14 protein-coding genes and 1 tRNA gene are annotated in these 17,474 nt (G+C 66.4%); 7 read left to right on the forward strand and 8 right to left on the reverse strand.

Features of this window, described 5'->3' with window-relative positions; all coding sequences use genetic code 11:
- Window positions 1-2 precede the first annotated feature (2 nt).
- Both ACFQZZ_RS29760 and ACFQZZ_RS29765 read left to right on the forward strand, forming a co-directional pair.
- Window positions 3-1,556, forward strand: a complete 1,554-nt coding sequence (locus ACFQZZ_RS29760; RefSeq protein WP_378687361.1) for an ABC transporter permease — start codon at window positions 3-5, stop codon at window positions 1,554-1,556.
- Window positions 1,553-2,611 (forward strand): ABC transporter ATP-binding protein, encoded by a 1,059-nt coding sequence (locus ACFQZZ_RS29765; protein ID WP_378687363.1) that lies wholly within the window; start codon window positions 1,553-1,555, stop codon window positions 2,609-2,611. The genes ACFQZZ_RS29760 and ACFQZZ_RS29765 overlap by 4 nt, the downstream gene beginning before the upstream one ends.
- Before the next feature lie 71 nt (window positions 2,612-2,682).
- Here ACFQZZ_RS29765 and ACFQZZ_RS29770 read toward each other — a convergent pair.
- Window positions 2,683-2,754: transfer RNA gene (locus ACFQZZ_RS29770), tRNA-Cys, on the reverse strand.
- 136 nt (window positions 2,755-2,890) lie between these two features.
- On the opposite strand from ACFQZZ_RS29770, the gene ACFQZZ_RS29775 reads away from it, so the two are divergent.
- A complete protein-coding gene (locus ACFQZZ_RS29775) occupies window positions 2,891-3,439 on the forward strand; it encodes a MarR family winged helix-turn-helix transcriptional regulator (protein ID WP_378687365.1) in 549 nt (182 codons plus the stop codon).
- Between the two features lie 130 nt (window positions 3,440-3,569).
- Window positions 3,570-4,631 carry an Hsp70 family protein gene (locus ACFQZZ_RS29780; RefSeq protein ID WP_378687367.1) on the forward strand — a complete coding sequence of 354 codons (1,062 nt, stop codon included), beginning with the start codon at window positions 3,570-3,572 and terminating at the stop codon, window positions 4,629-4,631.
- 156 nt (window positions 4,632-4,787) lie between these two features.
- Here the strand turns inward: ACFQZZ_RS29780 and ACFQZZ_RS29785 are convergent, their stop codons facing one another.
- Genes ACFQZZ_RS29785 through ACFQZZ_RS29805 form a run of 5 tightly spaced genes read right to left on the reverse strand, consistent with a single transcriptional unit; the run spans window position 4,788 to window position 10,231 of the window.
- Window positions 4,788-5,573, reverse strand: a complete 786-nt coding sequence (locus ACFQZZ_RS29785) for an enoyl-CoA hydratase (RefSeq protein WP_378687368.1) — start codon at window positions 5,571-5,573, stop codon at window positions 4,788-4,790.
- A gap of 45 nt (window positions 5,574-5,618) precedes the next feature.
- The gene (gene mmsB / locus ACFQZZ_RS29790) at window positions 5,619-6,515 is read right to left on the reverse strand and encodes a 3-hydroxyisobutyrate dehydrogenase (protein ID WP_378687370.1); all 897 of its coding nucleotides are present in this window, start codon (window positions 6,513-6,515) and stop codon (window positions 5,619-5,621) included.
- Window positions 6,512-7,585 (reverse strand): enoyl-CoA hydratase/isomerase family protein, encoded by a 1,074-nt coding sequence (locus ACFQZZ_RS29795; RefSeq protein ID WP_378687371.1) that lies wholly within the window; start codon window positions 7,583-7,585, stop codon window positions 6,512-6,514. The genes mmsB and ACFQZZ_RS29795 overlap by 4 nt, the downstream gene beginning before the upstream one ends.
- Entirely contained in the window at window positions 7,582-8,721 is a 1,140-nt protein-coding gene (locus ACFQZZ_RS29800; RefSeq protein ID WP_378687374.1) for an acyl-CoA dehydrogenase family protein, read from the reverse strand. The genes ACFQZZ_RS29795 and ACFQZZ_RS29800 overlap by 4 nt, the downstream gene beginning before the upstream one ends.
- 10 nt (window positions 8,722-8,731) lie before the next feature.
- Window positions 8,732-10,231, reverse strand: coding sequence for a CoA-acylating methylmalonate-semialdehyde dehydrogenase (locus tag ACFQZZ_RS29805; RefSeq protein ID WP_378687376.1), 1,500 nt, complete (start codon window positions 10,229-10,231; stop codon window positions 8,732-8,734).
- 350 nt (window positions 10,232-10,581) lie between these two features.
- Here ACFQZZ_RS29805 and icmF point away from each other — a divergent pair, with 350 nt between their 5' ends.
- Window positions 10,582-13,800 carry a fused isobutyryl-CoA mutase/GTPase IcmF gene (gene icmF / locus ACFQZZ_RS29810; RefSeq protein WP_378687378.1) on the forward strand — a complete coding sequence of 1,073 codons (3,219 nt, stop codon included), beginning with the start codon at window positions 10,582-10,584 and terminating at the stop codon, window positions 13,798-13,800.
- 27 nt (window positions 13,801-13,827) lie between these two features.
- Here icmF and ACFQZZ_RS29815 read toward each other — a convergent pair whose 3' ends face one another.
- On the reverse strand, window positions 13,828-14,229 hold the full coding sequence (locus tag ACFQZZ_RS29815; protein WP_378687380.1) for a Dabb family protein: 402 nt from the start codon (window positions 14,227-14,229) through the stop codon (window positions 13,828-13,830).
- 110 nt (window positions 14,230-14,339) lie between these two features.
- On the opposite strand from ACFQZZ_RS29815, the gene ACFQZZ_RS29820 reads away from it, so the two are divergent.
- Window positions 14,340-14,966: a TetR/AcrR family transcriptional regulator gene (locus tag ACFQZZ_RS29820; protein ID WP_378687381.1), complete on the forward strand. Its 627-nt coding sequence runs from the start codon at window positions 14,340-14,342 to the stop codon at window positions 14,964-14,966.
- A 10-nt stretch (window positions 14,967-14,976) separates the two neighbouring features.
- Here ACFQZZ_RS29820 and ACFQZZ_RS29825 read toward each other — a convergent pair whose 3' ends face one another.
- The gene (locus tag ACFQZZ_RS29825) at window positions 14,977-15,945 is read right to left on the reverse strand and encodes a hypothetical protein (RefSeq protein ID WP_378687383.1); all 969 of its coding nucleotides are present in this window, start codon (window positions 15,943-15,945) and stop codon (window positions 14,977-14,979) included.
- Window positions 15,946-16,220: 275 nt separating this feature from the next.
- Between ACFQZZ_RS29825 and ACFQZZ_RS29830 the strand changes: the two genes are divergently transcribed.
- A complete protein-coding gene (locus ACFQZZ_RS29830; RefSeq protein WP_378687385.1) occupies window positions 16,221-17,300 on the forward strand; it encodes an amidohydrolase family protein in 1,080 nt (359 codons plus the stop codon).
- The last annotated feature ends 174 nt before the right edge of the window (window positions 17,301-17,474 follow it).

Raw genomic sequence — 17,474 nt, forward strand, 5'->3', positions numbered from 1 at the left:
CCGTGGCTGTTCGGACCGCTGTCGTCTCGTCCCGGGTCGCAAGACCCGGGCCTCTCGTCACGACCATCGCCGTGCTACTTGTTGCGGCGACGTTCGTGCCGCTCGGCTACATCGTGTCCACGATCTTCTCCACCGGCCTCGATCAGGCGGCGGAGCTGGTGTTCCGCCCCAGAGTCGGTGAGCTGCTGCGCAATACGGCCGGGCTGGTGGTGCTCACCGTGCCGATTTGCGTGGTGCTCGGGGTCGGGCTGGCCTGGGTGGTCGAGCGCACGGCGATTCCCGGCGCGGCCTGGTGGGGTCCGGTGTTCGCGGCTCCGCTCGCCGTGCCCGCATTCGTGAACAGCTACGGCTGGGTCAGCGTTTTCCCGACGATGCACGGGCTGTCGGCCGGTGTCGTCATCTCGACCATGTCCTATTTTCCGCTGGTGTATCTGCCCGCGGCGGCGACACTGCGCCGCCTGGACCCCTCGGTGGAGGAATCCGCGCGTGCGCTCGGTTCCGGGCCGGTCGCGGTGTTCCTGCGGGTTGTGCTTCCGCAGCTGCGGTTGGCGATTCTCGGTGGCGGGCTGCTGATTTCGCTGCACCTGCTGGCGGAATACGGTGCCTTCGTGATGGTCAGGTTCGACACCTTCACCACCGCGATCTTCGAGCAGTACCAATCCAGTTTCGCCGGTCCGGCGGGCAGCATGCTGGCCGGTGTGCTGGTGCTGTGCTGCCTGGTGTTGCTGGCGGGCGAGGCGGCCGCACGCGGTAGTGCGCGCTACGCCAGGATCGGCAGCGGCGCGCCGCGCGCCGCGACCCGGGTCCGGCTGGGGCCCGGCACAATTCCGGTGCTCGTCGCGCTGACGGCGGTAACCGTCGGCGCGCTGGGGGTACCGCTGTGGACGATCGCGCGCTGGCTGCGTTCGGGCGGCGCGAAGGTGTGGGATCTCGGCGAGATCGGCCCGGCGCTCGGGCAGACCGTGGCGCTCGCCGCCATGGCCGCCTTGATCACCACTCTCTGCGCGTTCCCGGTGGCCTGGATCGCGGTCCGCTCCACCTCGGCGTTCGCCCGAATCATCGAGGGCGCCAACTACATCACCAGTTCTTTGCCCGGCATCGTTATCGCGCTGGCCATGGTGACAGTCACCATCCGGTGGGCCCCGCCGCTCTATCAGACGGTGACCATGGTGGTGGTCGCGTATGTGCTGATGTTCCTGCCTCGGGCGCTGGTCAGCGTGCGGGCCGGGCTGGCGCAGGTGCCGATCGGGCTGGAAGAAGTGTCCCGCTCGCTCGGGCAGTCCGGTGTGGTCACCTTCCTGCGAGTGACGTTGCGGCTCACCGCACCCGCAGCAGCATCCGCGGGCGCGCTCGTCTTCGTGGCCGTCGCGACCGAACTCACCGCGACATTGCTCTTGGCGCCCAACGGAACTCGGACGCTGGCTATGCGCTTCTGGTCGCTGTCGGGTGAATTGGACTACGCGGCCGCGGCGCCCTACGCGCTGATCATGATCGTCACGGCAGTGCCGGTGACGTATCTGCTGTTCACCCAATCCAGGAAGGCGGCCGGAGTATGAGCCGACTTGTCGTGACCGACGTCGCGAAGACGTTCGGCCACACCCAGGTTCTCGGTGGGATCACCCTGGAAGCTCCCGACGGGAGTTCCACCGCGGTGGTCGGCTCGTCCGGCTGTGGCAAGACGACCCTGCTCCGGGTGATCGCGGGCTTCGAGTCACCGGATGCCGGATCGGTGTCCATCGGCACCGAAACCGTTGCGCGTGAGCGATTCTCGGTGCCGCCACAGCGACGCAACATCGGCTACGTCGCGCAGGACGGCGCCCTGTTCCCGCATCTGACCGTCGGCCAGAACATCGCATACGGCCTGCGCAGCGGGTTCTTCGGTCCGCGCAATGACAAGCACCGGGTCGGTGAACTGCTGGAGATGGTGTCGCTTGACCCGTCCTATGCCGACCGCCGCCCGCACCAGCTTTCCGGCGGTCAGCAGCAGCGCGTCGCGCTGGCCCGCGCGCTGGCCCGCAAACCAAGGGTGATGCTGCTCGACGAACCGTTCAGCGCGTTGGACGCTGGCCTGCGCACCACCACCAGGCAGGCCGTTGCCGAGACGCTGCGGGCGGCGGGTATGACGAGCATCCTGGTCACTCACGATCAGGAAGAGGCACTCTGCTTCGCCGAGCAGGTCGCGGTGATGCGACAGGGCCGGTTCACTCAGGTCGGAGCGCCCGAGCAGGTCTACGCGGCGCCTGCCGATCTGTTCACCGCCCGCTTCCTCGGTGACTGCGTACTGCTCGACGCGATCGTCGACGCGGATGTCGCCAAGTGCGCGCTCGGGCGGATCCCGGTGCAGAAGTCCGCGCCGTCCGGCCCGGTGACCATCATGATCCGCCCGGAACAGCTGGTGGCCCACGTGGTTTCGGAACCCGAACAGAGCAGCGGCGTGGTGCGCGAGGTGGAATTCCGCGGCGCCGACGTGATGCTGACCATCGCGCTGGACGGCGATACCGATCCGGTGCGGGTGCGTCGTGCCAGCGTCGTGGCGCCGACCCAGGGTCAACGAGTTCGCCTGGATGTACTCGGCGCCGCAGTGGCCTTCGAGGCAGCAGAAGAATCCTGAACCGGGGCGCGCCCGACTCGGTGATGGCGTTCACCGAGTCGGGCACCCGGGCAGCACCCCTGACTGCTTAGAGCGAGCGGCGGGAATTGAACCCGCGTAAACGGCTTTGCAGACCGTTGCCTCAACCACTCAGCCACGCCCGCCTCGCATTGAATAGTGCCGTTTCGGGTCGGGCCCGGCCACCCTTGCGCTCACTCTGATTCGAACACCGGCGATGTGATCGCCGAGCCCGGCCGGATGTGGCGGGATGGCGGCCATGCGCATGGAATGATCGAGGTCATGTCTCGGCCACGCCCACTCCCGCAGGATCCGATCGAGGAGGCCCATCGTCAGTGGGTCGGCCACGGCTGGGGTGATGTCGCCGACGGAATGGCCGCCGTGACCTCTCTGGTGCGGGCCCAGCAAATCGTGATGGCGCGGGTCGACGAGGCACTCAAACCGACCGGTTTGACTTTCTCGCGCTACGAACTTCTCATGCTGCTGAACTTCAGCAAGACCGGCGCGCTGCCGATGGCCAAGGCGAGCGCTCGGCTGCAGGTGCACCCGACCAGCGTGACCAATACCGTCGACCGACTGGAGGCCGCGCGGCTCGTCGAACGAGTGCCGCACCCCAGCGATCGTCGCGCCACACTGATCGAAATCACCAATGCCGGAAGGGAATTGGTTGCCAAGGCAACCGACGAACTCAATGAGAAGGTGTTCGCGCTGCCCGGGCTCGCGCCGGATCGACTGCACACGCTGTTGCAGTTGCTCGCGGAGTTCCGCCATGCCGCAGGCGACTTCGACACCGGCGGCGAAACAGCCCGTTGGACTGCTACAGATCACTGACTTTCACGCGGCGAACCGATCGGTCTTTACCTGAACTGAACGACTGCCCCGTAACGGTCCGGCATCCAACTAGCGAATTCCCAGCCCCGTCGCCTTGGCAGCGGCGCGGAAAAGGTTCACCATGGAGTCCATGGTGCTGGTCTTGGGGGTATCGGCGGGCGCTGGTGGCGCGCGCGCGATGCTGACACATTCCGATCAGCCACATCTCCCCCCGATCGATCGTTGCCTGGTGCCACGGCGCGCCGGCGGCGGCGTCGATGAACCCGTTTTCGAGGCGATTCGCCAGATGAGCGGATCCGCGGAGCGGCGCGACGAGCTCATCACCGGAACCGCCGTGACCTGTCGCTGCCCACTGCACGCCGAGTCCATCCGGGCCACCGCGGGCCACACCCGGCTGACCATTGTCGACGAACCACTGGCCCAGCTGCGGTATCTGCGCTTCACCGGACTGCTCCCCGACAGCGGCTCGGTCATCCTCTACGACCTCGGCACCTCCGGCCTGACCATCACGCATGCCGACTGCCGGACCGACACCATCCTGTCCAGCAAACGCAGCACGGTCCTCGGCGGCGATGGCTACGACGCGCTGCTGCGCTGGCAACTGGCCCGCGGTGGCGTACTCACCGATAAGCCGACCAGCCGCAGATACCGGGAATCGCTGAGCAGTTCCAGGGTGGTGACCGCCATGGACCCCGACTCCGGCGGCAGGGCCGTCGTGACCCGCAGCGACCTCGCCGAACTGTGCGCGGCGGGCATCCACCACTCGGCATCGTTCGTCCGCCAGCTCATCGAAGAGACCGGCGTCCAGCCCGAGGCGATGGTCCTGCTCGGCGGCTGCACCCGCAACCCGAGCATCCGCGAGGCGCTCGGCGAGATGACCGACCTCCCGATCATCTACGACTCGGAACCCGAATACGTCTCGGCCCGCGGCGCCGTTCTGCTCGCCGCCGAACGCCCCACCGGCGACGTGCGCATGGCTCGAATCCGAACGGGCGCAGCCCTGCCCACCGCCCTTACCTCCCGCACCGTCGGCCGCAGAAAACTCATCGCCGCGGTAGCGGTCACCGTGGCACTCGGCGCCACCATCGCCGGATTGCTTGCCATGGACAAGAATTCGGCGCAGTCTCCCGACGGGGGGACCGCGCCGACTCCGGTCGAGGTAGCCGGAATCCCGGCAACACCCTTCGGCTGAGCGGTCGTCGCACCCGAGCCCGTCCGAGCATCGGGCATCGCTCGCGGGGCCGAGTCCCGCAGGCATTCGCCGACACCGACATGTCGCGGTCGTTCCGCGGGGCCTGAAATCAGAAAGCCCGGCTGAGGTGCTCAGCCGGGCTTCCCCTCATCATTGTCAGCGGTTGGTGAACTTCGCGGGGCGCTTCTCGACGAAGGCGGACATGCCTTCCTTCTGGTCCTCGATCGCGAAGAGCGAGTGGAAGACTCGCCGTTCGAAGCGCAGGCCCTCGGCGAGAGTGGTTTCGAAGGAGCGGTTCACGGCTTCCTTGGCGATCATGGTGACCGGCAGTGACATCGAGGCGATGGTTTCGGCGACCTCGAGTGCGGTGTCGAGGAGTTCGGCGGCGGGCACGATGCGGGAGACAAGCCCGGCGCGCTCGGCTTCCTCGGCATCCATGTTGCGGCCGGTGAGCACCAGGTCCATGGCCTTGGCCTTGCCGACGGCGCGGGTCAGGCGCTGCGAGCCGCCGATGCCGGGTATGACACCGAGCTTGATCTCCGGCTGGCCGAACTTGGCGTTGTCGGCGGCGAGCAGGATGTCACAGATCATGGCCAGCTCACAGCCACCACCGAGCGCGTACCCCGCGACCGCGGCAATGGTGGGCTTGCGGAACGCGGCAAGCCGATCCCAGCGCGCGAAGTAGTCGTTCATGAACATGTCCATGTACGACTTGGGCTGCATCTCCTTGATGTCGGCGCCAGCCGCGAAGGCCCGCTCCGAGCCCGTGATGACGACGGCGCCGATCTCGTCGTCGTGCTCGAGCTCGTCGAGCGCGGCGATGACATCGTCGAGGACCTGCGCGTTCAGCGCATTGAGCGCCTTCGGGCGGTTGAGCGTGATCCAGCCGACCCGGCCCTTGCGCTCCAGCAGAATCGTCTCGAAGTCGGGCCCTCCCGTCACCCGACCGCCACCCCCCACGGAATCGCTTCGCGATGCGTCCATCTTTTAGGCACCTTCTTGGTCGGAACGGTTACGGATATCGGTGACGATAGCCGAGAAGTCCTTTCCGGCCTCGGCCTGGTTGAACCGGGTGTAGATCTCGGCGGCAAGCATGCCGAGCTGGCCGTCGATGCCGTTGTCGCGCAGCGCGTTCGCGGCCAGACCCAGGTCCTTGGTCATCAGCGCGGTGGCGAAACCGGGCTGGTAATCGTTGTTGGCGGGGCTGGTCGGCACCGGGCCGGGGACCGGACAGTAGCTGGTCAGCGCCCAACTCTGGCCCGAGGCGGTGGAGACGACGTCGAAGAACGACTGGTGGCTCAGGCCCAGCTTTTCGCCGAGTACCAGTGCCTCGGACAAACCGATCATCGAGATGCCCAGCAGCATGTTGTTGCAGATCTTCGCGGCCTGGCCGACGCCGGCGCCACCACAGTGCACGACCTTGCCGCCCATGACCTCGAGCACCGGCAGCGCGTCGGCGAAGTCCGCGGCGCTGCCACCGACCATGAAGGTCAACGTGCCCGCGGCCGCGCCCGCGACGCCACCGGAAACCGGGGCGTCCAGTGCGCGATGGCCCGCGCCGATGGCAAGCACCGCCGCGGCCTTGGCGTCGGCGACGTCGATGGTCGAGGAGTCGATGAACAGCGTGCCCGGCGCGGCGGCCGGGAGCAGATCCGCGTAGACGTCGAGGACCAGTTTGCCGTTGGGCAGCATGGTGATCACGACATCGCGGTCGGCGGCGGCCGCCGCCGCGGTGTCCACCACGGTGGCGCCGTCCTGGCGTGCCTGTTGCTGTGCGGCGGGGATCGGGTCGAAGGCGCGGACGTCGTAGCCCGCCTTCACGAGGTTGGCGGCCATGGGCCCGCCCATGTGGCCGAGGCCGAGGAAGCCGATCTTCTTACTCACTGCTGACCCTCCGGAATCGTCGAACCCAATTCGTACTCGCCCAATTCGGCGAAGTACGCGTCGACCTGTGCCGCGGTGACGTCGCCGAGCGTCGCGGGCGACCATTGCGGGTTGCGGTCTTTGTCGATGACCTGCGCGCGGATGCCCTCGACCAGATCATGCGAGGCCAGTGCGGCGACCGACACGCGGTACTCCTCGTTCAGCACCGCTTCGAGGCTCGCCGCACTGCGCGCGGATCGCAGCGAGCGCAGCGTAACCTTCAGTGCGACAGGCGATTTGCCGAGCACATCGGCGGCGGCCTCAGCCGCGGCAGGCGAATCGTTCGCCCGCAGACGGGCAACAATCTCCTCGACCGAATCCGCGCTGTAGCAGGCATCGATCCAGTCCTGTTGCGCGACCAACTCGGATTCCGGTGCGTCCGTGGCGAACTTGGCGATCGCGATCTCGGCGGTCTCCGAGCGCAGCGTCTCCAGCAGGGCCGGAAGGTTTTCCGAGGGCACGTAGTAATCGGCGAAGCCCGCGGCGATGGCATCGCCCGCGCCCATCCGCGCGGTGGTCAGCGCGACGTGCGTGCCGATCTCGCCCGGGGTGCGGGCCAGCAGATAGGTGCCGCCCACGTCGGGAATGAAGCCGATGCCGACCTCGGGCATGCCGATCTTGGAGCGTTCGGTGACGATGCGATGGCTGCCGTGTCCGGAAATGCCGACACCGCCGCCCATGACGATGCCGTCCATGACGACAACGTAGGGCTTGGGGTAGCGGCCGATCAGCGCGTTGAGGATGTACTCGTCACGCCAGAAGGCGGCCGTCGCGCTGGTGGCGGGGTCGCCACCGGCCTTCGCGTCATGGTGGATGGCGACGATGTCGCCGCCCGCGCACAACCCGCGCTCCCCCGCGCCGGTGACCACGACGGTCCGTACCTCGTCGTCCTCGGCCCACTCCCGCAATGCGCGCAACATGGCAAGCGCCATCTCATGATTCAGCGCATTGATGGCCTTCGGCCGGTTGAGCGTGATCAGGCCGAGGCCGTCCCGCTTGTCGATCAGGATGTCGGGTTCAGTATCGGTCATGCCGCTCCTACCACCGAGCGGGCGACAACCACCCGCATGATTTCGTTAGTTCCCTCGAGAATCTGATGCACCCGCAGATCGCGGACGAGCTTCTCGACACCGTATTCGGCCAGATAGCCGTAGCCGCCGTGCAACTGAAGCGCCTTATTGGCCACATCGAACCCGGCGTCGGTCGCGAATCGCTTTGCCATGGCGCACAACTCGACCTTGTCGTCGGCATCCGCGTCCAGCGCCGCCGCGGCACGCCACAGCAGGGTGCGCGCGGCTTCCAACGAGGTTCGCATGTCGGCAAGCTCGAACTGCAGCGCGGTGTTGTCCAGCAGTCGGGCACCGAAGGCCTTGCGCTCGCCCATGTAGGCGACCGTCTTGTCCAGTGCCGCTTGCCCTCCGCCCAGCGAGCAGGCGGCGATGTTCAACCGACCGCCGTTGAGCCCGTTCATGGCAATCCGGAAACCGTTGCCCTCCAGGCCGAGCCGGTTTGCGGCGGGCACCCTGGCGTTGTCCAGGATCACCTGGCGGGTGGGCTGCGCGTTCCAGCCCATCTTCTTCTCGTTGGCGCCGAACGAGACTCCCGGTGTGTCGGCGGGAACGATGAACGCCGAGATGCCGCGGGCTCCCGCATCGCCGGTGCGCGCCATCACGACGTGCACGTCGGTGCTGCCCGCGCCGGAGATGAATTGCTTGACCCCGGTGAGCAGATAGTCGTCACCGTCACGGACAGCCTTGGTACTCAAGGCCGCCGCGTCGGATCCGACACCCGGCTCGGTCAGCGCATAGCTGCCGAGCCATTCCATCGAGGTGAGCCGGGGCAGCCAGTGGTGGCGCTGCTCCTCGTTGCCATAGCTGTCGATCATCCACGCGACCATGTTGTGGATGGAGATATAGGCCGCGATGGCCGGGCAGCCGGTGGACAACTGCTCGAAGATACGTACGGCATCGAGCCTGCGCAGCCCGGAGCCACCGACATCCTCGCCCACGTAGATGCCGCCCATGCCGAGTGAGCCCGCCTTGCGCACCACATCGACCGGGAAGTGTTTCTGCTCATCCCATTCGAGGGCGTTCGGGGCGAGCAGCTCGTCGGCAAAGGAGCGGGCAGTGTCGCTGATCGCCCGTTCGTGGTCGTCGAGTATGAACATGGCCTGAGCCTCAGTCCATCGTCGGGATGACGAAGGCGTTGCTCTCTTTGAGGCCGGAAGGCCAACGCTGCGTCACCGTCTTGGTCTTGGTGTAGAAGCGGATCGAATCCGGGCCGTGCTGGTTCAGGTCGCCGAAGCCGGAACGCTTCCAGCCACCGAAGGTGTAGTAGGCGATCGGAACGGGGATCGGGACGTTGATGCCGACCATGCCCACCTGGACGCGGGCGGCGAAATCGCGGGCGGTGTCTCCGTCGCGGGTGAAAATCGCTACGCCATTGCCGTATTCGTGCTCGTTGGCCAGGCGCAGTCCCTCTTCGTAGTCCTTGGCGCGCACCACGCTGACCACCGGGCCGAAGATCTCTTCCTTGTAAATCCGCATCTCCGGAGTGACCCTGTCGAACAGGGTGGCGCCGACGAAGTAGCCGTTCTCGCCGCCTTCGACCGTCAGCCCACGGCCGTCGACGACGAGTTCCGCACCCTCGTCGATGCCGATCTGGACGTAGTTGTTCACCCGGTTCACGCCGTCCTGGCCGACCAGTGGGCCGAGGTCGGCGCCGGGATCGTCGGAGCGACCGATATTGAGCTTGTGCACCCGCTCGGTGAGCTTGGCGACCAGGCGATCCGCGGTCTCCTCGCCGACGGGCACGGCGACCGAAATGGCCATGCAGCGCTCGCCCGCGGAACCGTAACCAGCGCCGATCAATTGGTCGGCGACGTCGTCGAGGTCGGCGTCGGGCATCACGATCGCGTGGTTCTTCGCGCCGCCGAAGCACTGCGCGCGTTTGCCGTTCGCGGTCGCGGTCTCGTAGATGTACTGCGCGATCGGCGTGGAGCCGACGAAGCCGACGGCCTTGACCCTCGGGTCGTGCAGCAACGCGTCGACGGCTTCCTTGTCACCGTTGACCACGTTGAACACACCGGCGGGCAGGCCCGCCTCCAGGAACAGCTCGGCCAGCCGCAGCGGCACCGAGGGGTCGCGCTCGGAAGGCTTGAGCACGAACGCGTTTCCGCACGCCAGCGCCGGACCGGCCTTCCACAGCGGGATCATGGCCGGGAAGTTGAACGGGGTGATGCCCGCGACGACACCGAGCGGCTGGCGCATCGAGTAGACGTCGATGCCGGTGCCCGCGCTCTCGGTGTATTCGCCCTTGAGCAGGTGCGGTATGCCGGTGGCGAATTCGATCACCTCGAGTCCGCGCTGGATGTCGCCCTTGGCGTCCGGGATGGTCTTCCCGTGCTCGCTCGACAACAACGCGGCCAGCGAGTCCATCTCGTCCTGCACCAGGGTCAGGAACTTCATCAGCACGCGCGCCCGCTTCTGCGGGTTGAACGCGGCCCACACCTGCTGCGCCTCGGCGGCGTTCGCGATCACCGCCTCGACCTCGGACTTGCTTGCCAGCGGCACCCGCGCCTGCACCTCGCCGATATTCGGATCGAAGACATCGCCGAACTTGCCGGACGTGCCGGCGACATGCTGCCCGCCGATGAAGTGTGTGAGTTCGCGAACCATGCCAGTCCTCAGGTGTCGACGGCGGCGTGGAACCCCACGCCAGATTTACGGTCATCCTATAGTTGGATATCCAAGTAAATCCATGGCGTCAGCAGAGTGTGGCGTACACCACTCGCCGACAAAAGCGGGGCCAAGAAGGAAATACCAGGTCAGGACACCGAGAATCGGCTCCCTCCTGCGCCGTCACAGCACCGATGGATCAGCCTCTGCCGCAGCACTTCCGGCCCCAAATCCCTCGCACAATCGACACACCCGGCCATGCGGCACTACCTGGCGTTGTGACTGCCATCACCGTAGGATTAGTTTGACGTCCTAGTATCGGGCGCCAAAAGGACCTCCGGAGGACCAACGTGGCCGATCGCAGCGCGCTTCATACGCCCACCAACCCCGTCCGATTCGTGACGTCCGCCGCCCTGTTCGACGGACACGACGCGGCGATCAACATCATGCGGCGCATTCTGCAATCGCAGGGTGCGGAGGTGATTCATCTCGGCCACAACCGAGCGGTGCACGAGGTCGTCGCCGCGGTGGTCGAGGAAGACGTGCAGGGCGTCGCGGTCAGTTCATATCAGGGCGGGCACGTCGAGTACTTCGAATACCTGGCCGCCGCGCTGCGCGAGGCCGGGGCGGGGCATGTGCGCATCTTCGGCGGTGGCGGCGGCGTGATCGTCGCCGAGGAAATCGCGCGGCTCGCCGAATCCGGCGTGACGATCTTCTCGCCCGAGGACGGACAGCGGCTCGGTCTGCCGGGCATGATCAACGAACTGGTCCGCCGGTGCGATGTCGATCTATCGGCCGATCGGCCGTCGATCGATGCGGTGCTCGCTGGCGAACGCACGGCGCTGGCCAGGGTCATCACCTGTCTGCAGCAGGACAGCCTGTCCCCCGCGGATCGCGAGACCCTGACGGCGGCGGCGGCCGCACGGTCGGTGCCGGTACTCGGCATCACCGGCACCGGCGGCTCCGGAAAGTCTTCTCTCACCGATGAATTGGTGCGGCGCCTGCGCTCGGATCAGCAGGACAAGGTCCGCGTGGCGATTCTCGCGGTCGATCCGACCCGACGCCGCGGCGGTGGCGCGCTACTGGGTGACCGCATCCGTATGAACGCCTTGGATGGCGACCACATCTTCTTCCGGTCACTGGCCACCCGCGGCAATCACGAACTGCCACAGAACATCGACGTCATCATCTCGGCATGTCGAGCCGCCGGATACGACCTGGTGATACTGGAGACGCCGGGCATCGGCCAGGGCGATACGGCGATCACCGACCACGTAGACGTGTCGATGTACGTGATGACACCGGAATTCGGCGCGGCCTCCCAGCTGGAGAAGATCGACATGCTGGATTTCGCGGATGTGGTGGCGATCAACAAGTTCGAACGCCGCGGCGGCGCCGACGCGCTGCGCGACGTGTCGCGCCAACTGCTGCGCAATCGCGAGGCGTTCGGGTCGAGCCCCGACGACATGCCGGTATTCGGCACCAGCGCGGCGACATTCAACGACGACGGCGTGACCGCGCTGTATCAGCATCTGACCGGGCGGCTCGGCGAGCACGGCCTGCGGCTGGAACCCGGTGCGCTACCCAGGGTGGAGACCCGAACATCCACCCGATTCGCCCAGATCATCCCGCCTGCCAGGGTGCGCTATCTCGCCGAGATCGCCGAGACGGTGCGCACCTATCACGCCGGTACCGAACAGCAGATGCGCGCCGCGCAACGGGTTCAGCGCTTCGAGCAGGTGCTCGCGGAACTCCCCGATGACACGGCGGTGGCCGATTTGCTCGCTCACGCGCGCTCGGAACTGACCACCGAGAACGCAGAGCTGCTCGCCGACTGGCCCGCTATCGCAGAAAGCTATCGCGGTGCGGAACAGGTGGTACGGGTACGTGATCGAGAGATCCACACGGCGCTGCGCCGGGAATCATTGTCGGGCAGCAGCATTGCCCGCGTCGCGCTGCCGCGCTACACCGATCACGGTGAGCTGCTGCGCTTTCTGCGGTCCGAGAACCTCCCGGGACGCTTCCCGTTCACCGCTGGCGTGTTCCCCTTCAAGCGCGACAACGAGGATCCGGCCCGCATGTTCGCGGGCGAGGGCGATCCGTTCCGCACCAACCGACGCTTCAAGGTGCTCTCCGAACACGCCGAGGCGACCCGGCTTTCCACCGCCTTCGACTCGGTGACCCTCTACGGCCGCGATCCCGACGAACGCCCCGACGTCTACGGCAAGGTCGGCACCTCAGGAGTGTCGATCGCCTCCGTCGACGATATGCGGGCACTCTATGACGGATTCGATCTCACCGCGCCGACCACCTCGGTGTCGATGACCATCAACGGACCGGCACCGACCATCCTCGCCTACTTCCTGAACACCGCGATCGACCAAGCGCTGGAACGGTTCCCGACGGCCGAGGGCCGTCAACCCACCGCCGCCGAGGCTGCCGATATCCGGGCGAAGACCCTCACCACGGTGCGCGGCACAGTGCAGGCCGACATACTCAAGGAAGACCAAGGCCAGAACACCTGCATCTTCTCCACCGAATTCAGCTTGCGCATGATGGCCGATATTCAGGAGTGGTTCGTACGCAACGAGGTTCGCAACTTCTACTCGGTCTCGATCTCCGGCTATCACATCGCCGAGGCGGGCGCGAACCCGATCAGCCAGCTGGCCTTCACCCTCGCCAACGGCTTCACCTATGTGGAGGCCTATCTCGCGCGCGGCATGAATATCGACGAGTTCGCGCCGAACCTGTCATTCTTCTTCTCCAATGGCATGGACCCGGAGTATTCGGTGATCGGCCGTGTCGCACGGCGTATTTGGGCCGTGGCCATGCGCGACAAGTACGGCGCCGACGACCGCTCGCAGAAGCTGAAGTACCACATTCAGACCTCCGGCCGGTCGCTGCACGCGCAGGAGATGAACTTCAACGACATCCGCACCACACTGCAGGCCCTCATCGCCATCTACGACAATTGCAACAGCCTGCACACCAACGCCTATGACGAGGCGGTGACCACCCCCACCGAGGATTCGGTGCGCCGCGCGCTGGCGATCCAGCTGATCATCAACCGCGAGTGGGGCCTTGCGATGAACGAAAACCCGCTCCAGGGCAGCTTCATCATCGATGAACTCACCGAACTGGTCGAGGAGGCGGTACTCACCGAGTTCGAGCGGATCAGCGAGCGCGGCGGCGTGCTCGGCGCCATGGAGACCGGCTACCAGCGCGGCCGCATCCAGGACGAATCCATGCTCTACGAGCGCCGCAAGCACGACGGCTCGCTCCCGATCGTTGGCGTCAACACCTTCCGCAACCCCAACGGCGAACCGCACCGCGAACTCGAACTTGCCCGCGGCACCGAAACGGAAAAGAAGTCGCAACTCGATCGGGTCCGCGAATTCCAAAACCGCCATCGTGACGAGGCCCACGACGCCCTTGCTCGCCTGGACGCCGTGGCCCGCACCGACGACAACATTTTCGACGTCCTGATGGACGCGGCCCGGGTCTGCACGCTGCAACAGATCACCGACACCTTTTTCACCGTCGGCGGCCAATACCGCCGCAACGTCTGAGCCCGCGGCGGGATCGGCCGGGACCGTTCAGAAGATCCGGACCTCGGGGATCGACTCCATGAGTCGCGCCCATTCCGGATACTCGGCGACCTTCGCCTCGTGCAACGCCATGATCTTGTCGCGGAGTTCGGGATCCGAATCATCCGAAACATCGGGCCCGATCGCTATTTTCGCGAGGTGCGGGATGATCCGCGGATCACCGTCGAGGTGCACCGGATCGTGCAGATATCGCTCCAGCGCGTCCAGGTTTTCGATGCCGACGCAGTAGGCATGGGTGAATCCTTCGGCGGCATCACCCAGGTTCTGCCCCACCGACGAGAACGACACCGACTCCACGGCGGCGGTGCGTTTCATCAGGGCAAGCACCTCTGCCCGGTCGGTGTCCGTGGCTTCGTCCCGGAATCCGAAGCGCAACAGGTGAACGATCATGACCATCTCCTCACTTGAACTGACGAGTTCAAATTAGTAAACGAACCAGTAGGAACACAAGAGTGAACCCATGAGTTCATTCGGCGGTGTGGAGGCGCTAACATGCAGGGGTGACGGGAGCAACGGCCGCGCGGGGCCGCATCGACAAGCGGCAAGCGATCCTGAATGTGGCGTTCACCGTCTTCGCCCGACGCGGGTACGACAAGGCTTGCGTGCAGGAGATCGCCGACGAAGCGGGCGTCGCCAAACCGACGGTGTACAACCATCTCAACGACAAAGAAACGCTGTTCCGACACGCCGTCCTCGCCGCGGCCGACGCCGTGGCGGCCGAGAACCTCGACATCGTCGAACGGCTGCGCGATCCCGGCGATGACCTGTCCGCGGCGCTCACCGACGTCGCGTATCGACTGCTCGAGGTCTGCGTGGGCGAGCGCGCCCGCGACCTGCGACGGCTGACCTACGCGCAGCTCGCCAGCCTGCCCGACCTGAGCGCCACCGTGCTGGAACGCACCTCGCATGGCATCGCCGAGGCGCTGGCCGACCGGCTGGCCCGGCTGGCGCTGGCAGGCAGGTTGCGTCCGTGCGATCCCACTGTCGCCGCCGAACAGCTACTCGCACTGCTCACCGGCCCGTTGGAGCGGCGCTCACAGCTCGGTGCCCGTGCCGTCCCCGCCACCGAATTGCGCGCAGTCGCCCAAGCCGCCGTGCACACCTTTTTGGCGGCCTACGGAAGCTGAACGTCGCTGGCTACGGAGAAGTCTTGGACGCGCGCGACAGCAATACCGCGCCGACAATGAGAACTATTGCGCCGACGGCCAATACCGCACCCGCCGCGCCAACGGTGCCGTCGGTCCACGTCCATACCGCTTCCGCAGCGGCCAGGGCGATCGCGGCACCGCCACCGATAACGAGTACCGCCGAGCGCTGCGTGGCATATAACGCGAAGCAGGCGACGGCCACCACGGCGGTGAGCAGGTAGGCCGGGGTCAGATTGTGGTCCCCGGTGAGCTGAGCGCCGACCACGGAGATCAGGATCGCGACCGAGTAACCGACCCAGAGCTCGGCGAATGCGCCGATTCGGGTGAGCGCGAACCAGACTCCACCGAGCACGAACAAGCCGACCCCGATCCACGGCTCGTCGACGTCGAACGTCACGTCGAGCACGGTGGGGACCATGACAGCACTGAAAACGGCGCAGGTGAGCAAGCCGGTCAAAGAGGGCAACGCGAGGTAGCCGAGGACCGCCGCCACTGTGCCCGCGACGGTCGCATAAGCCCACGCGGCATGGCTGCCGCCGTTGTCTACCGCGATGCCCAATGTCACGGTCATGGCCGCCGCGGCAAGGGCGAACAGCACTGTCGCGAGCCGAAGGCGAGCAGTGTGCCCGTCGACCGCGCGATGGAACAGCGCGGAAAATCCACCGGCCAAAGCGATCCCACCGCCCGCGAGCCCGATCGTCACCACCGCGAAGGTGACGACCCGCGCGACCTGCGCCATGTTCTCCCACGATCCGGCGAGCACGAGTCCGCTGCCGCCGAAGAGCAACCCCGCACCGACATACGCGGCGATCTCGGCGAGCAGCTTGCCCGGCGGCGGCCGATTCTTGGATTCCTCGGCAGCCAGCGCCGCCGCGACCGCTTCGAACTGGGCCGCAGTCAACACCCCCTCGGCGACCAGCCGCTCCAAGACCACGGACGTCACCGTTTCGCTTTGCACCTGGTCATTATCAACCTGTGCCGCGCACGATCTGCGCGATATCACGCCACGCCACACAATCCCCGCAATCCCACCCCGGCGCACCGGGCAATCCCGCAATATCACTCCGCGCCGCAGGCATCCCCACAGCACGACCCCGCCGTGCGCAATCCGGCAATATTGCCCGCACCGCATGTACTCCGCGCAATCGCTCAGTGCGGCTGATTCCCGCCCGGGCCCTGAGGCAACATGTGACAATCGCCGGAGCGGACGGTCGACGTTGACGGGACGGCACCATGGACCTCACGGACATTCGCATCATCGATGCGCACATCCACCAGTGGGATCCGCTGGCGACGCCGCGCGACTTCAGCGCGCTGGCTCGCCTGTTCAAGTACCTGCCGCTGCCGATCGAGATCGCAATCCGGCTCGCGCCGCGGCGCGACCGCGAATTCGTTGGCGATCCATCATTTTTCGCACATCCATACCTTCCATCGGACTACCGCACAGATGCGGCGGCGACGCCGATCGAGGCGATCGTGCACATCGAGGTCGGCTGGTCCGGCGAGGGGCCGCTGGCCGCGGCCGACGAAACCCGTTGGGTCGCCGGACTACCGTTCGGCGGCGAGAATCCCGCACTCGGCGCGATCCTCGGCCACGCGAATCCCGCGGCACCGGATTTCGCCGATCTGCTCGACGCCCACCGCGCCGCCTCGCCCCGGCTGCGCGGTATTCGCGCCATGGTCGCCCACCACCCCGACCGGGATATCCGGTCGTTCACCAAGACCGAAAGCGCGCTCACCACCAAGGCATTCCTGGACGGCTTCGCAGCACTGGCAGAGCGCGAACTCTCATTCGAAGCGTGGGTGTACTCGCACGCACTGCCGGATGTCGCCGCGCTTGCCGCGCGCTATCCGGAGGTGCCGATCGTCTTGAACCATCTCGGCACTCCCGCAGGAATTTTCGGCCCGGTCGGCAAGCACACCGGCACAAATCCGAGCCTGCGCCGACAACTGTTCATCCGCTGGCGCGACGACCTCACCGCACTGGCCGCGAACCCGAATGTCGTCGCCAAGGTCAGCGGGTTGACGATGCCCGTCCTCGGCCATCCGGTCCCCCGGCGCGGCTATCCGACACCAGTCCCCGTACTGCTGGACCGAATCGGCCCACTCGTCGAACACGCCCTCGATGTCTTCGGCGCGGACCGACTGCTGTGGGGCTCCAACTTCCCTGTGGACAAACCTATTACGAGTATCGGCAACAGTGTGGAGGTCATCACCGCCGCCATCACCGGACACGGCGGCGGCAGGCCCGAACTCGAAAAGATCTTCCGGAACACAGCGCTGCGGGTATATCGAATCCATTCGGCGTCCTGAGTTCCCGATGGCAGACCGGCCGCCTATTCCGCCTTCGGCCGCTGCGTAGCGAGCTGCCCCACTCGCTGACGAGTCACCCCGATGATTTCGGCAACGTCTTGCTCGGGAACGTCTTCGCGCCGAAGGTGCATCGTGCGCGTCTCCGAAGTCGTCTACGACCAATTCGGACTCGAC

This window comes from Nocardia sp. GCM10030253, from assembly GCF_042675075.1.
In the GTDB taxonomy this organism is placed as follows: domain Bacteria; phylum Actinomycetota; class Actinomycetes; order Mycobacteriales; family Mycobacteriaceae; genus Nocardia.

Bases quoted from the DNA above. Each gene is read 5' to 3' on its own strand.
- ACFQZZ_RS29815 (WP_378687380.1), bottom strand. From the start codon at position 14,229: ATGATCGTTCACCTGTTGCGCTTCGGATTCCGGGACGAAGCCACGGAC.
- ACFQZZ_RS29800 (WP_378687374.1), bottom strand. From the start codon at position 8,721: ATGTTCATACTCGACGACCACGAACGGGCGATCAGCGACACTGCCCGC.
- ACFQZZ_RS29795 (WP_378687371.1), bottom strand. From the start codon at position 7,585: ATGACCGATACTGAACCCGACATCCTGATCGACAAGCGGGACGGCCTC.
- ACFQZZ_RS29830 (WP_378687385.1), top strand. From the start codon at position 16,221: ATGGACCTCACGGACATTCGCATCATCGATGCGCACATCCACCAGTGG.
- ACFQZZ_RS29805 (WP_378687376.1), bottom strand. From the start codon at position 10,231: ATGGTTCGCGAACTCACACACTTCATCGGCGGGCAGCATGTCGCCGGC.
- ACFQZZ_RS29780 (WP_378687367.1), top strand. From the start codon at position 3,570: ATGGTGCTGGTCTTGGGGGTATCGGCGGGCGCTGGTGGCGCGCGCGCG.
- ACFQZZ_RS29775 (WP_378687365.1), top strand. From the start codon at position 2,891: ATGTCTCGGCCACGCCCACTCCCGCAGGATCCGATCGAGGAGGCCCAT.
- ACFQZZ_RS29765 (WP_378687363.1), top strand. From the start codon at position 1,553: ATGAGCCGACTTGTCGTGACCGACGTCGCGAAGACGTTCGGCCACACC.